Origin of the sequence: Bartonella sp. AP331QHHD (assembly GCF_042195905.1) — a bacterium.
Lineage (GTDB): Bacteria > Pseudomonadota > Alphaproteobacteria > Rhizobiales > Rhizobiaceae > Bartonella.
On sequence record NZ_JBHIPG010000081.1, the window covers coordinates 1 to 21,488 of the forward strand.

Genomic DNA, 21,488 nt, shown 5'->3' on the forward strand with positions numbered 1-21,488 from the left:
CCCCCCCCTCAAACGACAACACTTCATCAGGCTCAACAAATCAAGCCCTATCTCCTTAAAAACCGCCATCCTTCACGCATCTCTTTGCAACACCCGCCTTACCCATACTCTCCTCTTATCCATGCGCACTCTCTTCATCCTCCATTCCCCCTTTTTCTCTCCCGTCACACACTTAACAACTGAACACCCCTCTTCCTCCCAGCTTCCCCCTCCATTCACGAAAACACTTCCCCCCAATCCTCGCTACCACATTCCACGCCCCCAAAAGCCCAAAGTGACCAAAAACACGCACAATATATAAATCCACAAATCCCCCACTTCACTTTTACAGATTCACATTTTTACGTTTTTACATCTTTACAGAACAAAGCCAACGAAAGGTTCACCACCCCACACCGCTCTATAAACAATAGTCTATAAACGAANTCCGCATCATTTTACGGATATACGTTTTCACGCTTTTACATATTCACAGAACAAAGCCAAACGAAACTTCCAAACCACCACTCCGCACTGCTCTGCAAACACGGGTCTATAAACGAACCCAGCTTTTTGCCTAGTACCCTTACAGTCTTCAGACACCCCCCTCAAACGACAACACTTCATCAGGCTCAACAAATCAAGGCCTGCCCTCAAATATTCTAGCTCTTCACACCCCTTCAAAGAGCAGTGTTTTATGGCATAAATAGAATAGAAAATTTTTGATTTTTCTTGCCAATTTTCTGAAACTACTTTATTACTTAAAGGGTGAGTTTGGTCGTATACGCGACGATCAATAGGGAACTGAAAGCCCGAAACCTCGATACATAAGAATGAACCCACTTTTGTGGGTGTCCCGGGATTCCGGGAGATTTTGCTATGTCCAGGTGCGATGAGCACTAAAAGCAAAATGCTGATTCGAGGTCAGTGCTTTCAGGCTCCCGGAATACTAATGCGAGGGCGCTCGCAACCGGAGGGGGGCTTGAAGTGCCAACTAGAAATCCACATTTTATCGACATTTTGATAGGCAAAAGAATCCGTCATAGACGCATTTCAATAGGGCTTTCCCAAAAAGAATTAGGAAGCCATTTAGGTGTCAGTTTCCAACAAATCCAAAAATACGAAAAAGGCTTAAACCGTGTAAGTGCCAAATGTTTACTAGAAATCGCTCAAAAACTAGAAGTTCCTATGAACTTTTTTTATGCAGACATTGCCACAAAAGAAGATCTTTCAACAAAAGAAACCCTCTTACACCACAATCAAGAAACCTATAACGAAAAAGAACACACCCTTTTGAAAAATTTTAGAGAACTCCAGCCGAAAAAACAAAAAGCAATCTTGTGGCTAATTTCTGATTAAGCAACAGCACAACGATCAACATTATTTGTTAATATATCAAACAACGAAACATCCTTAAGTCAAATTCAGATCAGCTCCCCTTCAAAGAGCAATGTTTTACGGCATAATAGAATAGAAAATTCTTGATTTTTCTTGCCAATCTTCTGAAATTACTTTATCACTTAAAGTGTAATTTTGATCGTCTACGCACCGATCAAGAGGGATTAAAGGTCCTAAATCCGAGCGTAAAAATGAACCCGCTTTGCGGGTGTCCCGGGATTCCGGGAGATTTTGCTATGTCCAGGTGCTTCTCAGCACTAAAAGCAAAAAGCTGACTCGGATTCAGTACCTTTAACTCCCGGAATACCAATGCGAGGGCGCTCGCAACCGGAGGGGGGCTTGAAGTGCCAACTAAAAATCCACATTTTATCGACATTTTGATAGGCAAAAGAATCCGTCATAGACGCATTTCCATGGGGCTTTCCCAAAAAGAATTAGGAAGCCATTTAGGCGTAAGTTTCCAACAAATCCAAAAATACGAAAAAGGCTTCAATCGTGTAAGTGCCAAAGGTTTACTGGAAATCGCCCAAAAACTAGAAGTTCCTATGAACTTTTTTTATGCAGACATTGCCACAAAAGAAGATCTTCCCACAAAAGAAACTCTCTTACACCACAATCAAGAAACCTATAGCGAAAAAGAACACACTCTGTTGAGAAACTTTAGAGAGCTCGAAGCGAAAAAACAAAAAGCAATCTTGTGGCTAATTTCTGATTAAGCAAAAGCGCAACGATCAACATTATTTGTTAATATATCAAACAACAAAACATCCTTAAGTCAAATTCAGATCAGCTCCCCACACCCCCTCAAAGAGCAATGTTTTACGGCGGATAAACGGCATTTCTCTCTAACGTTTTTACGCACAAAGCAATAAAGCAATCCCGCTTGTGACTTCACTTATAAAATTGCAAGAAAATAGTTTTCACGACAAACAGAAGTAAAAGAATCCTACGATATTCGAAAACGCTGATTTAACATGCAAAAACACCAGCCACTCCCTTTGCTTTGCAATAAAATACCGCTGTCTCATCGTGAATTTTTCTAAATCAGCACGCTTCAAAGAGCGGTGTTTATCACATAATAGGATTATCACCGCCCTTTATACCATGAATTTTTCCAAACTTAATCTTCAGGCAAAAATTCCAACCGATCTCCTTGTTTTGTAATTTTCACCGTTGTCTCATCGTGAATTTTTCCAAATAAGATATTTTCCGCCAGTGGGTCTTGAATTTCTTTTTGAATAATCCGTTTAAGGGGACGCGCACCATAAAGGGGATCATAGCCCTTATCGGCAAGAAATTTTCTCACCTCTGGCTCGATTTGCAAAGTTATTTTGCGTTCATTGAGCAAATTTTGCAAATGTTCTATCTGAATATCGACGATCGCTTCCATATCGTGACGTTGCAGCCTTTGAAAGAGAATAATCTCATCAATACGGTTTAAAAATTCAGGACGGAAAGCCGCTTTAACGACATTCATAATATCATTTTTTGCCTGATCGGTTGTTTGCCCTTCAGGCAAAGCAGTTAAAAACTCAGCACCAAGATTAGAAGTCATAATCAGCAAGGTATTGCGAAAATCGACGGTACGTCCTTGACTATCAGTCAAGCGTCCCTCATCCAACACTTGCAACAAGAGATTAAAAATATCAGGGTGTGCTTTTTCAATTTCGTCAAACAGAATGACCTGGTAAGGTCTTCTACGTACAGCTTCAGTCAGCACCCCACCCTCTTCATATCCAACATATCCAGGAGGTGCCCCAATCAGCCGCGCCCCAGCATGTTTTTCCATATATTCCGACATATCGATGCGCAACATGGCATTGGAATCTTGGAAAAGAAAAGCGGCAAGAGCTTTGGTTAATTCGGTTTTTCCCACACCAGTAGGACCCAAAAACATGAAAGAGCCAAGCGGACGATTGGGATCTTGCAACCCTGCACGCGCACGACGTACAGCACGAGAAACAGCTTGAACAGCCTCTCCCTGACCAATCACCCGTTTGCTAATTTCATCTTCCATCCGCAACAGCGCCTCCCGTTCTGCCTCCAGCATTCGATCAACAGGAATACCGGTCCAGCGCGAAACAATCCGCGCCACATGTTCAGCAGTAACCGTCTCTTCAACGAGATGATTTTGTTGATCATCATTTTCCGCAATACTCAATTGTTTTTCGAGTTCAGGGATAACGCTATAAGCGAGCTCTCCAGCGCGTTGGAATTGTCCATCACGCTGTGCAATAGCCAAAGCATTACGAGCTTCTTCGAGTTGTTTTTTCAAATCAGCAGCATGCCCTAATTTTTGTTTCTCAGCCTGCCAAGCACTTGTCATCTCAGCGGACTGTTGTTCCAATGTTTTGAGTTCCTCCTGCACATTTTCCAACCGTTCTTTTGCTGTTGGCTCGACATCTGTTTTCAAAGCTTCCCGTTCGATCTTCAACTGTAAAATACGCCGATCAACAGCATCGAGTTCTTCCGGCTTTGAATCGACCTGCATGCGCAAACGCGCCGCCGCTTCATCGATAAGGTCAATAGCTTTATCCGGCAAGAAACGATCTGTAATATAGCGGTTAGACAAACGCGCCGCCGCAATCAAAGCACTATCAGCCAAGCGCACTTTGTGATGTTGTTCATATTTTTCCTTAATACCGCGCAAAATAGAAATAGTATCTTCCAAAGAGGGTTCAGGTACAAAGACAGGCTGGAAGCGGCGTGCCAAAGCAGCATCTTTTTCGACATATTTTCGATATTCATCGAGCGTAGTAGCGCCCACACAATGGAGTTCTCCGCGTGCAAGAGCAGGTTTTAACAAGTTAGAAGCATCCATAGGACCATCAGATTTTCCAGCGCCAACAAGATTGTGCAATTCATCAATAAACAAAATGATCTGTCCATTTTCGGCTTGCACCTCTGCCAGCACCGCTTTAAGGCGCTCTTCGAATTCCCCACGATATTTTGCACCAGCGATAAGCGCTCCCATATCCAACGCATGAAGCTGTTTATCCCGCAAAGTTTCAGGTACATCGCCATTAACAATGCGCAATGCCAACCCTTCCACAATAGCTGTTTTCCCCACCCCAGGCTCACCAATCAACACAGGATTATTTTTGGTCCGCCGTGAAAGCACCTGAATAGTGCGGCGGATTTCCTCTTCCCGCCCAATCACAGGGTCGAGTTTTCCTTCACGGGCATCTTTTGTGAGATCCCGGGCATATTTTTGCAAGGCATCATATTGTCCTTCAGCATGGGGGCTTGTTGCTGTTTTTCCTTTCCGCAGCGCATTAATTGCCCGATTAAGCGCTTGCGGGGTCAATCCTCCACTTGTTAAAATATCGGCTGTTTTTGCGGTCTTTTCCATGATCAGCGCTTGCAACATGCGCTCCACGGTCACAAACTGATCACCGGCTTTTTTCGCAATATCCTCAGCCAGCGCGAAAACTTTTGCCAATGGCTGCGAAAGATAGAGCTGTCCATTTCCCCCCTGCACTTTAGGCAAAGCATCAAGTGCTTCTTTTAGCGCCTTTTGAATAAGAGTAAGATCACCACCAGCGTTTTGGATAAGCGATGCAGCCAATCCTTGAGAATCGTCTAACAACACTTTCAGGAAATGCTCCGGCAAAAACTGCTGATGATCAGAAGCAAGAGCGCTATTTTGTGCTGATTGTAAAAAACCCTGCACGCGTTCGCTATATTTTTCCAAGTTCATTTTTTTTCCTTAAATCTCAAGCCATCACCACACTTTAACCTCTCCAATATTCCACAAAAGAAACATCCAGAAAGGATTATCCAGCCTCTAAAAAACACCGCGAAAAAAGCAGCAAGAAGAAGAACCATAGTGCTAAAAAGAATATGGGTTTCTACAAGCCTCATAGCAAGAGGGAGAAAAAAAATACGCTATCATTTTAAATAAAAACCGCAACTTTTCTTATACCCCCCCCCATCATCACTCCCCTTTTTAAACCATCACCCCTAAATTCCACCATTAAACTTAAATTTGAACAGCAGAAAAGGAGCATGCAAAAACACTTTAAACAAAGTAGTCTTTACAGCATATAGTTTAGAGTAAACATTAAAGTATTTTCTCTAATTTTACTTAACAAAACATTGAATATGTGCTTTAATACTTATAAAGTTACACTATTTTTATTAAGATAGAGGATTTGAGTATGTACCATACTGTAAAAAAGGTTATTTTAATACTTTTATTCCTTCTGATAAGTAAACCAAGCTATGCCGTTTTTGCCGGCAAAGTTATTACAATAGAGCATGAATGGCTTAAAAATGCATCATTTGATCTATTTATTTTCACCCAGCAAGTAAATTACGATGGTGGGCCTAACTCCATCTATTTCTGGGGAAATAAATTTGAATTCCAAAATGGAAAAAGTGGACAAATTGGTTTTTTCAACAGGAGCGGCCGTACCATTCATTTTTCTATCTGGAATGCAACGGGATGGAAGGGTAATACATGTAAGCATTTTACTCAGGAAGGTTCAGGAGTACGATGTGAAATTAACTTTCCATGGGAGATGGGACGCAGATATCGATTATATGTTGAAAAAAATGGAAATCTAGTTACAGCGACAGTAGTCGATTTTATAACGGGTAAAAAAGTGAATATTGGGACCATAGAAGTACCAAATACATTTGGACAACTCCGTAAATCTTCAAGTTTTGTTGAAGACCATTCTCGTTGGAAGAGACATCTCTCCTCCTGTTATGATTTAAGTCCGCAAAGTTCGATTTTTTTTGAGCCTCAAGGCATAAAACAAAACAAGCTACACGAAGGGAGTCTGAAAGCTTCTAATCAAGGAAAGTGTCAAGATTCTGACTTCATCCAAACATCATGTACATCCAACTTTTGCATGACAAGTATAAGCGACTTTGGAGGTTTAGCCTCGCCTACTACTAAACCAGAAATACAAATTTCCAATGAGAAAGATCTGTCTGCAGAAACAATTTCTAACGTTTTGAAACAAAAAGAGCTTGTCGTTATTCGTTCAAAAAATCGTTCTTGGGCACCCAATATCTTTTTGCCATCTCCTGATTCATTTAAGTGGAAATCAATCTTTATAGATCATCTAGCGGCTTTCAGTTCTACGCTTCACACCACTCACGGCACACAAAAGATAACCACAGGTCAAAAGATTATGTATATGTCTGATGGAAAAACTTGGAAGATTATGAAAAGAAACTAGCTTTTTTCTTCTTGATAAGCCCCTCACTCCCCTTTGAAAACAACTGGGGGTGAGAAAGTTTTTTTTCATTTCCCCACCACGGCTCCCTTTCCCAGTTATTTTTTCGAGCCCTGCTCTCATCCCTTTAGCTCACCTCATCATCATACTTTCCAGCGCATTTTCTCCATTCTCACCCCCTTTCAAAACCACAACACCCTTTAATAAAATCCTCACCTCCCTCTTCTATCACCCTCACACCATCCCTTCACGCATCCCTTTGCACTACCCCGCCTCTTATCCACACCCTCCCCCTTGTCCATAGGCACTCTCCCATTCCACGCACTCCTTTTTCTCTCCCATCACACATTCACGACTTACAGCACTCTTCATTCCAGCTTCCCTCCTCGATTCACAAGCTCTCGTTCTCTCCCCATTTATCTCACCCCATCCATGCAAAAACCCAACGTGCCCCCAAAATTAGCTCACCTCATCATCATACTTTCCAGCGTATTTTCTCCATTCTCACCCCCTTTCAAAACCACAGCACCCTTTAATAAAAGCCTCACCCTCCCTCTTCTATCACCCTCACACCATCCCTTCACGCATCCCTTTAAACTACCCCCACCTCTTATCCACACCCTCCCCCTTGTCCATAGGCACTCTCCCATTCCACGCACTCCTTTTTCTCTCCCATCAAACATTTACGACTTACAGCACTCTTCATTCCAGCTTCCCTCCTCGATTCACAAGCTCGTTCTCTCCCCATTTATCTCACCCCATCCATGCAAAAACCCAACGTGCCCCCAAAACACGCACAATGCATAAATCCATAAATCCTCCTCTTCACTTTTACAGATTCACATTTTTACGCTTTTACATCATTACAGAAAACAGCCAACGAAAGATTCACCCCACGCACTGCTCTGTAAACACTGTTCTGAAAACGAACCCAGCTTTTTGCCTAGTACCTTACAGTCTCCACCCCCCAAAGACAGCACTTCACCAGGCTCAACAAATCAAGCCCTACCCTGAATATTCAAGCTCTTCACTCCTCCTTCAAATAGCGCCGTTTTACGGTATAACAGAATAGAAAATTTTTCATTTTTCTTGCCAACCTTCTGAAACTGCCTTATGAATAAATATCGTAATTTTGATCGTCTACGCAGCGATCAACAGGGAACTAAAAGCCCTAAACCCTAACGTACAATTGAGCCCACTTTTGCGAATATCCTTAGAATTCCGGGAGTTTTTGTTATGTCCAGGTGCGTTTCCGCACTAAAAGCAAAAAGCTGAGTCAAGTCAGTGTTTTCAGACTCCCGGAATACCAATGCGAGGGCGCTCGCAACCGGAGGGGGGCTTGAAGTGCCAACTAAAAATCCACATTTTATCGACATTTCTGATTAAGCAAAAGACGCGATTTATAATCCATATTTCGCACTTTTTTAAAAAGTACCCAATTTTATAGTCTTTGAGATTATTTTGATTTTTCTTGCCAATCTCCTGAAATTACTTTATCACTTAAAGTGTGTTTTTGATCGTCCACGCAACGATCAAATAGGGAGTTGAAAACCCGAACGCTCAGTACATAAATTTATCCCGCTTTGCGGGTATCCCGGAATTCCGGGAGCTTTTGCTATGTCCAAGTGCGGTAAGCACTAAAAGCAAAAGGCTGACTGAGCTCAGTATTTTCAACCTCCCGGAATACCAATGCGAGGGCGCTCGCAACCGGAGGGGGGCTTGAAGTGCCAACTAAAAATCCACATTTTATCGACATTCTGATAGGCAAAAGAATCCGTCACAGACGCATTTCAATAGGGCTTTCCCAAAAAGAATTAGGAAGCCATTTAGGTGTCAGTTTCCAACAAATCCAAAAATACGAAAAAGGCTTAAATCGTGTAAGCGCCAAATGTTTACTGGAAATCGCTCAAAAACTGGAAGTTCCTATAAGCTTTTTTTATGCAGACATTGCTACAAAAGAAGATATCTCAACAAAAGAAAATACCCCACACCGTGATCAAGAAACATACAGCGAAAAAGAACACACTCTTTTGAAAAATTTTAGAGACCTCCAACCAAAAAAACAAAAAGCAATCTTGTGGTTGATTTCTGATTAAGCAAAAGCACAACAATTACCATACCCCCTGCCTAAAGTTTCCCATACCTGATATCACCATACCTCCAAGAATGATATTTTACGGCATATAAGATAATTCACACTATAGCTCCTCGTTTTCTGTTTCCATTATTGCTTCAAGTCAAGCTGATTAAGGATTGGCAGCTGAGTTTTTAAGTTTGACTATTTGTAGCAAAGCGGAGTTAAACAAAAATGACATTGTCGCTCAAAACCATGCCCCCTATTGCGTTTACGAGACGGTAGAACAGCGTCAAGAAGGCAAAGCCCCGAAAAAAAAAATATGAGCGGTTAAGTAAAAATCAAAGATTAAACCTATAACGTCAAAAAAGCTGCTCTATGTTGGATTATCTCCACGTCCTCTAAATCTCAGAAAAATGATTTAAAACATTTGTTTTATTGATGAGCCAATCATTGAGATCGAACAATTAACAAAGAACGGTTCAGCAATATCCTGATAGCCAATAAACAGAATAATCCACTCAATCCAGAAAGAAGGAACAATTTTCCAGCCGAAGTGTGACCTAAAACAAACGCTCCAACAAACGGCGCCACCAACATAGCTAAATTTTGTATAGACTGCACCCATCCGGAAGCCAATCCAATCTGTTCATTGAAATTGCTTACCAGATAAACATTAGAAGATATGGAAAAGTAAGCGCTAACCATTCCAATAAGGAAAAAACAGAGCAACAAAGTCTCAATACGGAGTAAATCAAAGTAAAAAAAGCACACTGAGATCATGACAAAACCAATCATTGTTGACATTGCCGGCATTAACAACTCTGATATTTTGCCTGTAAGGGGTTTATACTTTGATTGTTTCACACTCCAAAATCCATAGAGAAAATTACCGATTGCCGAAGCCGATACCAGCATCCCAAGAGCCTGTTTATTCATTTTCATTGCACTAAGAATAACCGGCAACTGATTATTCACCATAAAGATCATGGCAAAATACACAAACATCACCGCCACATAGGCATACCAAGTTGTCCCATAAAGCCTCTGCTTTGATTTTATGGTATTCGCTGTTTTTATCATGAGCGACGAGACAGGTTGTGCACCAAGACAACAAAACACCATAAAGCCTAGCAATGTCAAAAATCCAGAAAACAATAAAGTATAGGTATCTGATAAAAGTACAGACAGAGCACTCCCCAAAGCAGGTCCTATCATCTTTGCCGCGCTATTGATCATGTTAAGCACAGAATAGTAACGAGTCCGTCCGTTTTCAGGCACCGAATTTGCACTGAGAACGGAAATTGCAGGCATGGCTAGACTGTTGAATATCGCTCGAATAACTGCCAGTATAATAAATCCTTGCAGACTCGTCGCCATCAATAAACCGACAGTACAGAGTGCCCGTAACAGCAGTGACGCCCGCAACCAATGGATCATAGAACGGTGACTTACCAACATTCCAATTGGCTTAGACAGAACGATACCAGGTAATAATGTTGCCGCTCCAATAAAAGCGACGTCATATTGATCAGCTTTCCACGTGAACACAGATACGGTCAAAATCACGATATAATCAATCCAACCGCCAAATGACACCACGCCATTACCCAGCAAAAGCACCAACAAGCGATTTTTTACTGCCCCGTCTCTTTGCACCAAAACACGCACCCCTTCTTTTTTGTTAGCAATACTGATTGAACTATCAATTTTTCCTCACACCCTAAAGGCACCAACAGCTTTCACGCAACAAAGCACCAACAAGCAACTTTTTATTACCACGTCTCTTTGCACCAAAACACGCACCCCTTCTTTTTCGTTAGCAATACTGATTAGATGATCAATTTTTCCTCACACCCTAAAGGCACCAACAACTTTCACGCAACAAAGCACTAACAAGCGATTTTTTACTGCCCCGTCTCTTTGCACCAAAACACGCGCCCCTCTTTTTTCGTTAGCAATACTGATTAGATGACCAATTTTTCTCTCACACCCTAAAGGCACCAACAACTTTCACGCAACAAAGCACCAACAAGCGATTTTTTACTGCCCCGTCTCTTTGCACAAAAACACGCACCCCTTCTTTTTTGTTAGCAATACTGATTGAACTATCAATTTTTCCTCACACCCTAAAGGCACCAACAGCTTTCACGCAACAAAGCACCAACAAGCAACTTTTTATTACCACGTCTCTTTGCACCAAAACACGCACCCCTTCTTTTTCGTTAGCAATACTGATTAGATGATCAATTTTTCCTCACACCCTAAAGGCACCAACAACTTTCACGCAACAAAGCACTAACAAGCGATTTTTTACTGCCCCGTCTCTTTGCACCAAAACACGCGCCCCTCTTTTTTCGTTAGCAATACTGATTAGATGACCAATTTTTCTCTCACACCCTAAAGGCACCAACAACTTTCACGCAACAAAGCACCAACAAGCGATTTTTTACTGCCCCGTCTCTTTGCACAAAAACACGCACCCCTTCTTTTTTGTTAGCAATACTGATTGAACTATCAATTTTTCCTCACACCCTAAAGGCACCAACAGCTTTCACGCAACAAAGCACCAACAAGCAACTTTTTATTACCACGTCTCTTTGCACCAAAACACGCACCCCTCTTTTTTCGTTAGCAATACTGATTGGACTATCAATTTTTCCTCACACCCTAAAGGCACCAACAACTTTCACGCAACAAAGCTCCATCGACCTTCATGCAACAAAGCAATTTATAATTATCCATGGTAAACAAAACCTCTGGAGATAAGTCTTAGATATGTATTAAAACTTCCATCGTTGATTGAACTTAATCTGCGTCTTTGCGAATGACGATAATAAGCAAGCCGTTAATCCAGCTCTTAAATACATTTACGATAATCCCGCGCGCCTCCCCTTCAGTTTCCACACAAAAAACGCTTTAGCGTTCTTTTCTCAAGAGAACTCTTTATTCTTCTTCATCACTTACTTGTGGTGGGGGTGGTAAAATATAAGAGCCTGAAAGCCAACGATTAAGATCAATAGCTCGGCACCGTGTGGAACAAAAAGGATAAGAAGATTTTTGTGACATCTGACCACAAATAGGACAAGGATGCGGAGGACGGGTCTCTTTTTGCAAATTTAGCTCTTTTTGTTCTTGGCACACCTTTGTCATTGGCTTCTTCATTAACTTTTCTTCTGTTGCTTTTTTTTCATTTTTGCTTTTCTCTTTTTGTTGCTTTTCACCTTGCATTGATCTTACCTTAAAGTTTTTCTAATGCGTTTGTTCAGCCCAGTGAGTGAAAAGTGGATAGTGATAAGCGGTCAAGAGATCGGCTGTTTCAGCCAAAGGCAATCCCACAACATTAGAATAAGAACCCGTGATATGGACAACAAAAGCCCCTGCTTTTCCTTGGATAGCGTAGCCACCTGCTTTCCCTTGCCACTCTCCTGAAGCAAGGTAAGCCTTCATCATGGCAGAGGTTAAGCGTCTAAAGCGAACACGACTTTCAACCAATTTTACGGTTATTTTTCCACGTTCATTGAGCGCACAAATGGCACCATAGACCTTATGCGAACGCCCAGAAAGGTATCGTAAACATTCATAAGCCTCATCCTCGCTTTCTGGTTTGGGGAAAATGGTCCGCCCAACAGCCACCACCGTATCAGCCGCCAAGATAATCATTTTCTGTCCAGGTAATTTTTCTTGACCATTCTGCAACTCGTCTTGACCATTCTGACTGTACCAGCGCAAAATTTTTTGGGCTTTCAGTGCTTTTTCTTTTGCCAAACGTTTGGCAAGGTTTGCAGGATGTTCTTTTAATTTTGGCGTTTCATCAATATCGCTTGCATAAACCTGCTGGGGATCAATCCCTATTTGTGCCAAGAGCGCTAAACGCCTTGGCGAAGCGGAGGCAAGCACCAAATGAATTTCTTCTGTAAGAGTATCTGCCAAACGTTTTTCCCCCCACTCTCTTATATTTCTCATTTCCACCCCTTCACAATTGACTTCCCTCTCGCCCCCTTAAGCACCCCCTTTTTAAGCGCCCCTTTAGCCTCCCTTTTAAGCGCTATTGATCTCCTTATCCTTTTTCCGCATCGATTTTACAGTTTTTCAAGGCTCTTCAAACACTCCCCTTTTTTCACTCATGAAAAGCAAACTAAAAAACTGTTAAAAAATAATAGAAATAATATGATAGCTTTTAGAAAAAAGTGCAAGCCACCCACGAGGCTACTTATAGCGATATGTAATACGCCCTTTTGTCAAATCATAAGGTGTCATTTCCACCATGATTTTATCACCGGCCAACACCCTAATACGATTTTTCCGCATTCTACCAGCGGTATGAGCAATAATTTCATGATCATTTTCCAGTTTCACACGAAACATCGCGTTAGGTAAGAGTTCAGTAACGATACCAGAAAATTCTAAAACTTCTTCTTTTGACATAAACAAACATTTCCTTTACAGTGCACATATTTTGTTAAGCTGCGCGTTATTTCCAGCGTTCATATCCTATTTTCTTAAGTTTGTGAATAAAAATTCCACAAAAAGGGAAAGGTTTTTCAAGTTTACTCTCTCATGTTCTCAAAAAACGTCATCCCACACCTTAAGAATCAAAACTTTTTTTCACCAATTTTACCCGCTAATTTCCTTCAATTTTTATGATGATTTTGGTTTCAGTGTGACAAGAAATTACGCTAATTTTTTCCCCTAAAGCATTTTCCCAACACCTCTGACTAATCCCTCCACAACTTACTCACAATCATCCTCTCTCCAACTTTTCCTCACCTTCCACACCTTAAACATGCGCCCTTCAGATAAACACCACTCCCCCACGCCAGAAGCCCTTCCTTTTCTCAAAAACCTTCTCCATTCTTCACACACCATTCACAACATGCTTCACTGCCCCACACTTCATACTCTACGCATTTCCCATACAGCCTTCCCCATTTTCTCTCTCTTCACACGCTTCCTCTAAGCCACTCTTTCCATTTATGTTGTTCTTCCTACCTTTGAAAACACGATCCCTATACATTGCGTACCATTAACCACAACGCCTCTAACGACATAAAGCCTTTTCCTTTTTTACACATTTCCGTTTTCACGCTTTTACGTATTTACCGAATAAAGCCAAATGAAACTTCCACCCCGCACCACTCTATAAACAATAGTATTACCCCAGCTTCTTGCCTAGCCAATCTCCCCAAGCACTTCAGATCACCCCACATTCACGGACTTCAGCTTCCCCTCAAATGACACCACTTCATCAAGTACCATAAAAGCAAAGCGCTATCTCCTTCACACCATCCTTTACGCATCCCTTCGCACCACCGCCTCTTACCCCTTAGTCTGTTCATTCCTATTCCGCCCCCACAACACTCTCTTCTCCCTTCAATCTCCCGCAGGCTTCATCCCAGCTTACCACTCCATTCACAAAAACTCTTTCCCCCATTTATCTCACCACATTCCATGCCATGCCAAAAGCATACACAATGCACAAATCCTCTACTCCTTTTTCACGAATATACGTTTTTAAGCTCCCCTTCTAATCATGATTTCGGAGCCGCGTGAGAGGGACAAAACAAGCCGTTAAGTTCTGGGGGTCAAGGACGCCGTTAGGCGCCATGTAATGGTCTCCTTGACCTTAAGAACCTAGGATTGTTAGTCCCCTCATTAAACGCGGGTCTGATCTCATGATTTTGGTGAGCGTTCCGGAGAGTTTGAGAGGCGGAAAGCCTCTCATTAAAAAATAAAGTTTATAAATAAAAACTATTTTCATTTGCCAATCTTCTGAAATTACTTTATCACTTAAAAGATATTTTGATCGTCTACGCAGCGATCAAGAGGGATTCAAAAACCCTAAGCTCTAGCGTAAAATGAGCCCACTCTTGTGGGTGTCCCGGAATTCCGGGAGTTTTTGCCATGTCCAGGTGCTTTAAGCACTAAAAGCAAAAAAACTGACTAGAGCTCAGTATTTTGACTCCCGGAATACCAATGCGAGGGCGCTCGCAACCGGAGGGGGGCTTGAAGTGCAAACCAAAAATCCAAATTTTATCGACATTCTGATAGGCAAAAGAATTCGTCAAAGAAGAATTGCCATGGGACTTTCCCAAAAAGAATTAGGAAACTATTTAGGTGTCAGTTTCCAACAAATCCAAAAATATGAAAAAGGCTTCAATCGTGTAAGCGCAGGGTGTTTACTCAAAATCGCCCAAAAACTGGAAGTTCCCATAAGCTTTTTTTATGCAGACATTGCCACAAAAGAAAATCTTCCCACAAAAGACACTCTCTTACACCACAATCAAGAAACATACAGCGAAAAAGAACACACTCTTTTGAAAAATTTTAGAGAGCTCCAGCCGAAAAAACAAAAAGCAATCTTGTGGCTGATTTCTGATTAAGCAAAAGAGTAACAATTAATATTATTCCATTCATATACCCCCTTAAGTCAAATTCAAACCAGCACTCCATACCCCTCCAAATCACGCCATTTTATGGGATATTGATTTTTCTTGCCAATCTCCTGAAATTACTTTATTGATAAGCACGTGTTTTTGATCGTCCACGCAACGATCAAATAGGGAGCTAAAAGCCCGAAAGCTTAATACATAAATTTATCCCGCATTGCGGGTATCCCGGAAATTCCGGGGGCTTTTGTTATGTCCAAGTGCTTTAAGCACTAAAAACAAGAGACTGTTTAAGTTCAGTGAATCCAACCTCCCGGAATACCAATGCGAGGGCGCTCGCAACCGGAGGGGGCTTGAAGTGCAAACTAAAAATCCAAATTTTATCGACATTTCTGATTAAGCAAAAGACGCGATTTATAATCCATATTTCGCACTTTTTTAAAAAGTACCCAATCTTATAGACTTTGAGATTATTTTGATTTCTCTTGCCAATTTTCTGAAATTGCCTTATAAATGAATACTGTAATTTTGGTCGTCTACGCAACGATCAATAGGGGATCAAAAACCCGAAACCTAAAACATGAATTTATCCCACTTTTGTGGGTATCCCGGAATTCCGGGAGTTTTTGCTATGTCCAGGTGCGATGAGCACTAAAAGCAAAAAGCTGATTTAGGTTCAGTATTTTTGACTCCCGGAATACCAATGCGAGGGCGCTCGCAACCGGAGGGGGGCTTGAAGTGCAAACCAAAAATCCAAATTTTATCGATATTCTGATAGGCAAAAGAATTCGTCATAGACGCATTTCCATGGGACTTTCCCAAAAAGAATTAGGAAGCTATTTAGGTGTCAGTTTCCAACAAATCCAAAAATATGAAAAAGGCTTCAATCGTGTAAGCGCAGGGTGTTTACTCAAAATCGCCCAAAAACTGGATGTTCCCATAAGCTTTTTTTATGCAGATATTGCCACAAAAGAAAATCTTTCAACACATGCCGCACACTATGATCAAGAAACATACAGCGAAAAAGAACACACCCTTTTGAAAAATTTTAGAGAGCTCCAGCCGAAAAAACAAAAAGCAATCTTATGGTTGATTTCTGATTAAGCAAAAGCGCACACAAAGCATAAATCCTCCGCATCATTTTACGGATATACGTTTTTATTTTACGGATCAACGTTTTGATGCTTCTCCACATTTACAGAAAGCAGCCAAACGAAACTTTCAAATTCCCCTCGCACCACTTTGTAAACATAGGTTTGTCAACAATACAGCTTCTTACTCTAGCCAATTCCCCTGCTGATTTCAGATCACGACACCACAAAGGATAATGTTGCATCAAACGCGACAGATACGTCCTATTTTAAAATATTCTTGCCCCTTCACCACCCTAAAGTAAGATCACGCAAAGCACCGGTCAATCCCACTTCAAAAACAACTTTCCCCACACCCTCTCTCCTCTCTCGTCAACACACCCGCCTCTTCATCCAAGCTTCCCCCCCTTCATAAAACTCTTCATCCCCCCCTCTCTCCTCAACACCCCCACCTCTTCATCCCCACCCCTCTCTCCTCAACACTCCCACCTCTTCATCCCAACTCCCCCCCTCCCTTCATAAACTCTTCACCCCCAACACCCTCTCTCCTCAACACCCCCGCCTCTTCATCCCCCCCAATCTTCTCTCCACATTCCATGCCATGATAAAATCATACACCACGCATAAAGTCCCAGCTTCCTTTTTTGCACATTTCCGTTTTTACGCTTTTACGTATTTACAGAAAGCAGAAAATCTGTAAAAAATGCATTACACAATAACGTTTTCAACAACTGTCATTAAAAACTCGCCTCCCTTTTCATCTAAATCCCCCTATTTTCACTTAAATCATAGATATAAACCGCCCTATTATTGTATTGAGCAGCATAAAATTTTTCGAAAAATTCTAACGATCAAAAGGGGTCATAAGAAGCATTTTACGACTTTTAAAAGAATTTTTATTTACACCCAGTGCTTTTTTGTAACGTAGAAGAGCACATTTAATTAATTGACTATAAGAAAGTTTGAAATGAGAGAAGCTCTTCGTTTTTCTCATTCAACATCCGCAACGATAACTTATCCTTATAAGTCAATATTTTTTCGTAATACAAAACGTGCCAAAAGGAATATACTTATGTTGCATATTCACGCGCTTGTTTTAAAGAAAGATCTCTCAACGCTCATCACACCCATTTTGCAAAACGCCGCCCGTAAAGAAATGGTAAGCCCCCATGAAGGATATAAAATCCTTTCAGCCCTCCCCTATCTTTACGCTTATGGAAAAACACGTTTACGCTTATGGAAGAGCAAGGCCGGCATCATCACAAAAACTCTGCCAGCTCCCAATGTTGCAGACAGCCTTCGGTTCAAGAGATAATTCATTAAAGGCATGCCTTTCTTGTACAGTTTTGACCCACATGCACGCCCCACCACTTATGATGTATAAGCCAAGTAATTTTAATTGATTTAATATGAGAGAACTGGTGATGAAAAATTTTATTATATTCAGCAACGCGCTTCACGGTAAAAAAATGGTTATTTATTATTATAAATCAATATATTAATAAAGAAGAGAGTCATCATCAAGACGCTTACCTTTTTCTAAAAAAGGCTTCACACTGAAAGAAAACATCTAAAACTTAGATAAAAAAAAAGGTTTGCCTCTAATAAACAAACCTCTGCAGAAAATTATTCACATAACTTTCAAAATTTTAAATTAATCCCTCTAGAAGCAATAAAAACGCTTTAGAAGCACCAAAATGAATACAAAGATCAATTTAACACAATGTTAAGAAAAATCAAGAACAAAAAATTTTTATCGTTAATGCACCTTTAAAAAACGAGGCTTCTTAACCTACGCGGTTCAAAAGTCCGGGGCTTCTTCTACAAACGCCTCCAAGCCAATCAATCCCTTCATCTCTCTCAAAAGACAGCATAAAAGGTTCACAGTACAAGTCTTCGCTAAAAAAATATCAATCGCCAGCGCTCATAAAAGCCAGCGTTGGTATAAAAGATCAGATTATCGAACAATCTTGCTGAAATGTCTTCCCAATAAATAAAAAAGAAGCGGATTCTTAAATATTTCCGCCTCTTTAACAATAAAAATTATGATGAGGGATTATTAAAAAATTTCAAGACTGTGAAGGGAACCAATTTGATAACAATTCATACCTTACAGGATCATCGGCACATTGCCCACCACCACATTCCAGTATGGTAGAAATCAAATTTGCCGCAATCAAAAACACAAATAAGAAACTTGCCGTTTTACTCAAGGCTGGAAAAGGAGAAAATTCTTTGAACTTGTGTGCCAATTCGCCTAAAATCATGACAAATGAGACAGCAAAGATACAAAGGACAGAAATAATGAAAGCCCAAGTATAAAAATGCAATCCAAAGAACGTTGAACCATATCCTAAATCATCGGGTGTGATATGCAAAAACACTTGCCGTGCTGCCACAGCACTGGTTACCATACAACCAAGAATAACCATACCATAATGGGTATTTTTCACCTTATGGTGAATATTGAGTAAGAACCCACAACCTGCCAGCATCAATCCAACGCGCTGCAGCAAACAAAGGGGACAAGGTAACTCAAACTTTACCAATTGATAATAAAAAGCCACCACCAAGACAATAGATAACCCAAAGAGTCCTAGCGTATTCATAAAGATGACGAAGTGAGGATTTTTTTGTTCAACATGTTCCATGGCTATTCTCTCAAAAAGATAAATTTAAAGTAGAAGTTGCGTGATGATTGAAAGTGAGAAGAATGACAACGAATAAAATTGCCCACAAAGCATAACTTATATTTTTTTTACCACACATAGTCGTTACTGCAGTACCTAAAGCGATTAAAAATGGAAGAAACATAGCTTTTAAATCTCCTTTACATCCGTTGTTTAACTCTTATTTATTTCAGCGTTCACCATATTACAAAATTGGGCAAAAAAGAGACCATGGATTTATTATTCACAATTCGTCACTCGCGATTGATATTGCCATTATATTTAAGTGAAAAAACGATATAATCGCTCAGAAGCACATCTCAACAAAAGCGTTAAAAGCACAAAAGCGTTGATTATTCGCTTCCCCTTATATCTGCCATTGTTAAAGATATATCGACAATTATAAAGATTATATCCCCTATAAAGATTATATCCCCCACTCACAAAAGAATCACTTGAACAACAAAATAAATAGGCTTTGAAATCGAGAGATATACATCTCTTTTTTTCTCAAAAGAATATCCTCATTTTGCAACACATTTTTGACATAAAAATCTCTTTTTCTCATAAGCAATGTTTCAAATTGCAACAGATTTTATATCATATGGTGATCTTGTTTATTTTAGCAAATAAAAAATAAGACATTTTTTTAAAAAAAACTTATAATCAATGGCTTTTCCCCAATACATTTTTCCCTCTTATCTTAAATAAAAGACAATACCGCAAGCTCAACAGCCTCATGGGTCCCACGCCACCCCGTGACATTGCCCTCCCCCCTCACAAGAAGTGCTTCATGCCTTCAATACTTTAGTTTTTCATCTCTCGAGATCCCCTTTAAATTTTTAGCTTTCCGCCTTATTTGAAAAATAACTGTTTCTCTGTCATCAATTGGCTTTGCAAAAAGAATATAAAACTTTAAAAAAATAATGATAAAGAATCGCATTGAACCTTTGAAAAGGATAGAGAATGATGAAAAAATCATGTGATGTGGCGATTTTAATGGGGAGCCAATCGGATTGGCAAACGATGTGCCATAGTGCAGATATTTTGACGAATCTTGGTATTTCTCATAGTTCGCATATTGTCTCAGCACACCGAACTCCTGAACGCCTTTATCAATTTGCCAAAGAAGCAAAAGAAGCAGGGTTTAAAGTTTTAATTGCCGGTGCGGGGGGGGCAGCGCATCTTCCAGGTATGTTAGCAGCCCTTACTCCTCTTCCTGTTTTTGGCGTTCCAGTGCATTCTCACTCTCTTTCTGGTCAAGATTCTTTGCTTTCAATCGTACAAATGCCAGCAGGGATACCCGTCGGCACATTAGCAATTGGCAAAGCAGGTGCAATTAATGCAGCACTTTTAGCCGCAGCCGTTATGGCCGTTTATGACCATGATCTCGCCCAACGATTAGAAGATTGGCGTCAACAACAAACAGCCAATGTCGCCCAAACGCCTGTAACGGAGGTTTAAAATGGCACCGTTTTCCAACACCTCCTCAGCCAACACCACCTCGTCCAACACCTCCTCAGCCAACACCACCTCGTCCAACACCACTCCCTCCAACACCACCTTAGCCAACACCACCTCGTCCAACACCACTCCCTTCACCATGTTACCTCCAGGCAGCGTCATTGGTTTAATCGGGGGGGGACAATTAGCGCGGATGCTCGCCATAGCGGCCGCAGAATTAGGATTTCGAACCGTTATTTTTTGCCCTGAAGCCGATTGCCCAGCCGCTCAAACAGCAAACAACCATATTGTTTCCTCCTATGACGATATATCAGCTTTAGATCATTTTATTTCTCAGTGTGATGTTGTCAGCTATGAATTTGAAAATCTTTCGCTTCAAACGGTTCAATATGTAGAAAAGAGTAAGCCTGTTTATCCTTCTTCCAAAGCATTAGAGATCACGCAAGATCGACTTTTTGAGAAGCAATTTTTGCGTGATCAAGGGATTGGCACCGCGTTATGGCACGCTGTTGACAATTCTTCTTCTCTTCTTTCCGCTCTTGATACCTTAGGCGGACGTGGTCTTTTAAAGACGCGTCGTTTTGGTTATGACGGAAAAAACCAGATCAAGCTTGATCACCCAGATGAACAAACCCTTGACGAAGCCTTAAGGACTTTTCAGGAACAGCCTTGTATTTTAGAAGAAATAGTCCCTTTTTTATCGGAAATTTCGGTTCTTTCGGCACGTACAAAACAAGGAGAACATATTTTTTATGACTGCCCTGAAAATCAACACAAAAATGGTATTCTTCATAAGTCCTTTGTTCCATCACATATTCCACTTGACGTGCAAAAAGCAGCTCAAGAAATCAGTGTAACAGTCATGGATGCCCTCGATTATGTTGGTGTTCTTTGTATTGAACTTTTTGTCTTAACGAATGGTCATCTTTTAGTGAATGAATTAGCACCGCGTGTCCATAATTCTGGTCATTGGACACAAAAGGCATGCATAACTTCACAATTTGAACAGCATATCCGTGCTATTTGCGGACTTCCCTTAGGCAGTCCCTATCGCCATAGCGATTGCCAAATGACCAATCTTCTTGGTAACAATTTTAGCACGTTAAAATATTTTCTGAAGCAAGAGCGCACCTCGATCCATTTATATGGCAAAAGCACTGTTCACCCCAACCGCAAAATGGGGCATATCATCCAATTACTGGGACCAGCCAACAAATCTTAAGCCCACATATATA

At 40.9% G+C, this 21,488-nt stretch carries 18 protein-coding genes; 10 read left to right on the forward strand and 8 right to left on the reverse strand.

Features of this window, described 5'->3' with window-relative positions; genetic code table 11:
* From ACFIMS_RS08640 to ACFIMS_RS08650, 3 genes are all read left to right on the forward strand, one after another.
* Positions 1-183 (forward strand): hypothetical protein (locus tag ACFIMS_RS08640; protein WP_375696656.1); only part of this gene is annotated, 183 nt, incomplete at its 5' end.
* 783 nt (positions 184-966) lie between these two features.
* Positions 967-1,338 carry a helix-turn-helix domain-containing protein gene (locus tag ACFIMS_RS08645; RefSeq protein WP_375696657.1) on the forward strand — a complete coding sequence of 124 codons (372 nt, stop codon included), beginning with the start codon at positions 967-969 and terminating at the stop codon, positions 1,336-1,338.
* Between the two features lie 383 nt (positions 1,339-1,721).
* Entirely contained in the window at positions 1,722-2,093 is a 372-nt protein-coding gene (locus ACFIMS_RS08650; RefSeq protein WP_375696658.1) for a helix-turn-helix domain-containing protein, read from the forward strand.
* A gap of 404 nt (positions 2,094-2,497) precedes the next feature.
* On the opposite strand, the gene clpB is transcribed toward ACFIMS_RS08650, so the two are convergent.
* Positions 2,498-5,077: an ATP-dependent chaperone ClpB gene (gene clpB, locus ACFIMS_RS08655; protein WP_375696659.1), complete on the reverse strand. Its 2,580-nt coding sequence runs from the start codon at positions 5,075-5,077 to the stop codon at positions 2,498-2,500.
* A gap of 460 nt (positions 5,078-5,537) precedes the next feature.
* On the opposite strand from clpB, the gene ACFIMS_RS08660 reads away from it, so the two are divergent.
* A complete protein-coding gene (locus ACFIMS_RS08660) occupies positions 5,538-6,569 on the forward strand; it encodes a DUF3472 domain-containing protein (protein WP_375696660.1) in 1,032 nt (343 codons plus the stop codon).
* A gap of 607 nt (positions 6,570-7,176) precedes the next feature.
* Here the strand turns inward: ACFIMS_RS08660 and ACFIMS_RS08665 are convergent.
* Positions 7,177-7,314 carry a hypothetical protein gene (locus tag ACFIMS_RS08665; RefSeq protein ID WP_375638510.1) on the reverse strand — a complete coding sequence of 46 codons (138 nt, stop codon included), beginning with the start codon at positions 7,312-7,314 and terminating at the stop codon, positions 7,177-7,179.
* A 976-nt stretch (positions 7,315-8,290) separates the two neighbouring features.
* On the opposite strand from ACFIMS_RS08665, the gene ACFIMS_RS08670 reads away from it, so the two are divergent.
* Positions 8,291-8,662 (forward strand): helix-turn-helix domain-containing protein, encoded by a 372-nt coding sequence (locus ACFIMS_RS08670; RefSeq protein WP_375655489.1) that lies wholly within the window; start codon positions 8,291-8,293, stop codon positions 8,660-8,662.
* A gap of 428 nt (positions 8,663-9,090) precedes the next feature.
* On the opposite strand, the gene ACFIMS_RS08675 is transcribed toward ACFIMS_RS08670, so the two are convergent.
* The 4 genes from ACFIMS_RS08675 to infA form a co-directional block, all read right to left on the reverse strand.
* Complete coding sequence (locus tag ACFIMS_RS08675) at positions 9,091-10,299, reverse strand: MFS transporter (RefSeq protein WP_375696671.1); 1,209 nt, start codon at positions 10,297-10,299, stop codon at positions 9,091-9,093.
* A 1,287-nt stretch (positions 10,300-11,586) separates the two neighbouring features.
* Positions 11,587-11,871: a DNA gyrase inhibitor YacG gene (gene yacG / locus ACFIMS_RS08680; RefSeq protein WP_375611670.1), complete on the reverse strand. Its 285-nt coding sequence runs from the start codon at positions 11,869-11,871 to the stop codon at positions 11,587-11,589.
* Positions 11,872-11,892: 21 nt separating this feature from the next.
* Positions 11,893-12,606, reverse strand: a complete 714-nt coding sequence (locus ACFIMS_RS08685) for a Maf family nucleotide pyrophosphatase (protein ID WP_375611669.1) — start codon at positions 12,604-12,606, stop codon at positions 11,893-11,895.
* A gap of 243 nt (positions 12,607-12,849) precedes the next feature.
* Positions 12,850-13,068: a translation initiation factor IF-1 gene (gene infA / locus ACFIMS_RS08690; protein WP_004857577.1), complete on the reverse strand. Its 219-nt coding sequence runs from the start codon at positions 13,066-13,068 to the stop codon at positions 12,850-12,852.
* A 1,583-nt stretch (positions 13,069-14,651) separates the two neighbouring features.
* Here infA and ACFIMS_RS08695 point away from each other — a divergent pair.
* From ACFIMS_RS08695 to ACFIMS_RS08705, 3 genes are all read left to right on the forward strand, one after another.
* Positions 14,652-15,023, forward strand: a complete 372-nt coding sequence (locus ACFIMS_RS08695) for a helix-turn-helix domain-containing protein (RefSeq protein ID WP_375636930.1) — start codon at positions 14,652-14,654, stop codon at positions 15,021-15,023.
* A gap of 744 nt (positions 15,024-15,767) precedes the next feature.
* Entirely contained in the window at positions 15,768-16,133 is a 366-nt protein-coding gene (locus tag ACFIMS_RS08700) for a helix-turn-helix domain-containing protein (protein WP_375638485.1), read from the forward strand.
* A 954-nt stretch (positions 16,134-17,087) separates the two neighbouring features.
* Positions 17,088-17,435, forward strand: coding sequence for a hypothetical protein (locus ACFIMS_RS08705; protein WP_375696661.1), 348 nt, complete (start codon positions 17,088-17,090; stop codon positions 17,433-17,435).
* Positions 17,436-18,189: 754 nt separating this feature from the next.
* Here the strand turns inward: ACFIMS_RS08705 and ACFIMS_RS08710 are convergent.
* Together ACFIMS_RS08710 and ACFIMS_RS08715 are read right to left on the reverse strand one after the other, a co-directional pair.
* The gene (locus ACFIMS_RS08710) at positions 18,190-18,771 is read right to left on the reverse strand and encodes a disulfide bond formation protein B (protein ID WP_375610657.1); all 582 of its coding nucleotides are present in this window, start codon (positions 18,769-18,771) and stop codon (positions 18,190-18,192) included.
* Positions 18,772-18,781: 10 nt separating this feature from the next.
* Complete coding sequence (locus ACFIMS_RS08715; RefSeq protein WP_273790835.1) at positions 18,782-18,934, reverse strand: DUF5993 family protein; 153 nt, start codon at positions 18,932-18,934, stop codon at positions 18,782-18,784.
* An 821-nt stretch (positions 18,935-19,755) separates the two neighbouring features.
* On the opposite strand from ACFIMS_RS08715, the gene purE reads away from it, so the two are divergent.
* A complete protein-coding gene (gene purE, locus ACFIMS_RS08720; protein ID WP_375610656.1) occupies positions 19,756-20,253 on the forward strand; it encodes a 5-(carboxyamino)imidazole ribonucleotide mutase in 498 nt (165 codons plus the stop codon).
* A gap of 1 nt (position 20,254) precedes the next feature.
* Positions 20,255-21,475, forward strand: coding sequence for a 5-(carboxyamino)imidazole ribonucleotide synthase (locus tag ACFIMS_RS08725; protein ID WP_375696662.1), 1,221 nt, complete (start codon positions 20,255-20,257; stop codon positions 21,473-21,475).
* Positions 21,476-21,488 lie beyond the last annotated feature (13 nt).

What these genes read in the sequence shown, in the direction of transcription:
- clpB (WP_375696659.1), bottom strand. Translation starts at nt 5,077, where the DNA reads ATGAACTTGGAAAAATATAGCGAACGCGTGCAGGGTTTTTTACAATCA.
- ACFIMS_RS08660 (WP_375696660.1), top strand. Translation starts at nt 5,538, where the DNA reads ATGTACCATACTGTAAAAAAGGTTATTTTAATACTTTTATTCCTTCTG.
- ACFIMS_RS08665 (WP_375638510.1), bottom strand. Translation starts at nt 7,314, where the DNA reads ATGGGGAGAGAACGAGCTTGTGAATCGAGGAGGGAAGCTGGAATGAAG.
- yacG (WP_375611670.1), bottom strand. Translation starts at nt 11,871, where the DNA reads ATGCAAGGTGAAAAGCAACAAAAAGAGAAAAGCAAAAATGAAAAAAAA.
- ACFIMS_RS08685 (WP_375611669.1), bottom strand. Translation starts at nt 12,606, where the DNA reads ATGAGAAATATAAGAGAGTGGGGGGAAAAACGTTTGGCAGATACTCTT.
- infA (WP_004857577.1), bottom strand. Translation starts at nt 13,068, where the DNA reads ATGTCAAAAGAAGAAGTTTTAGAATTTTCTGGTATCGTTACTGAACTC.
- ACFIMS_RS08705 (WP_375696661.1), top strand. Translation starts at nt 17,088, where the DNA reads ATGAGAGAAGCTCTTCGTTTTTCTCATTCAACATCCGCAACGATAACT.
- ACFIMS_RS08710 (WP_375610657.1), bottom strand. Translation starts at nt 18,771, where the DNA reads ATGGAACATGTTGAACAAAAAAATCCTCACTTCGTCATCTTTATGAAT.
- ACFIMS_RS08715 (WP_273790835.1), bottom strand. Translation starts at nt 18,934, where the DNA reads ATGTTTCTTCCATTTTTAATCGCTTTAGGTACTGCAGTAACGACTATG.
- purE (WP_375610656.1), top strand. Translation starts at nt 19,756, where the DNA reads ATGATGAAAAAATCATGTGATGTGGCGATTTTAATGGGGAGCCAATCG.
- ACFIMS_RS08725 (WP_375696662.1), top strand. Translation starts at nt 20,255, where the DNA reads ATGGCACCGTTTTCCAACACCTCCTCAGCCAACACCACCTCGTCCAAC.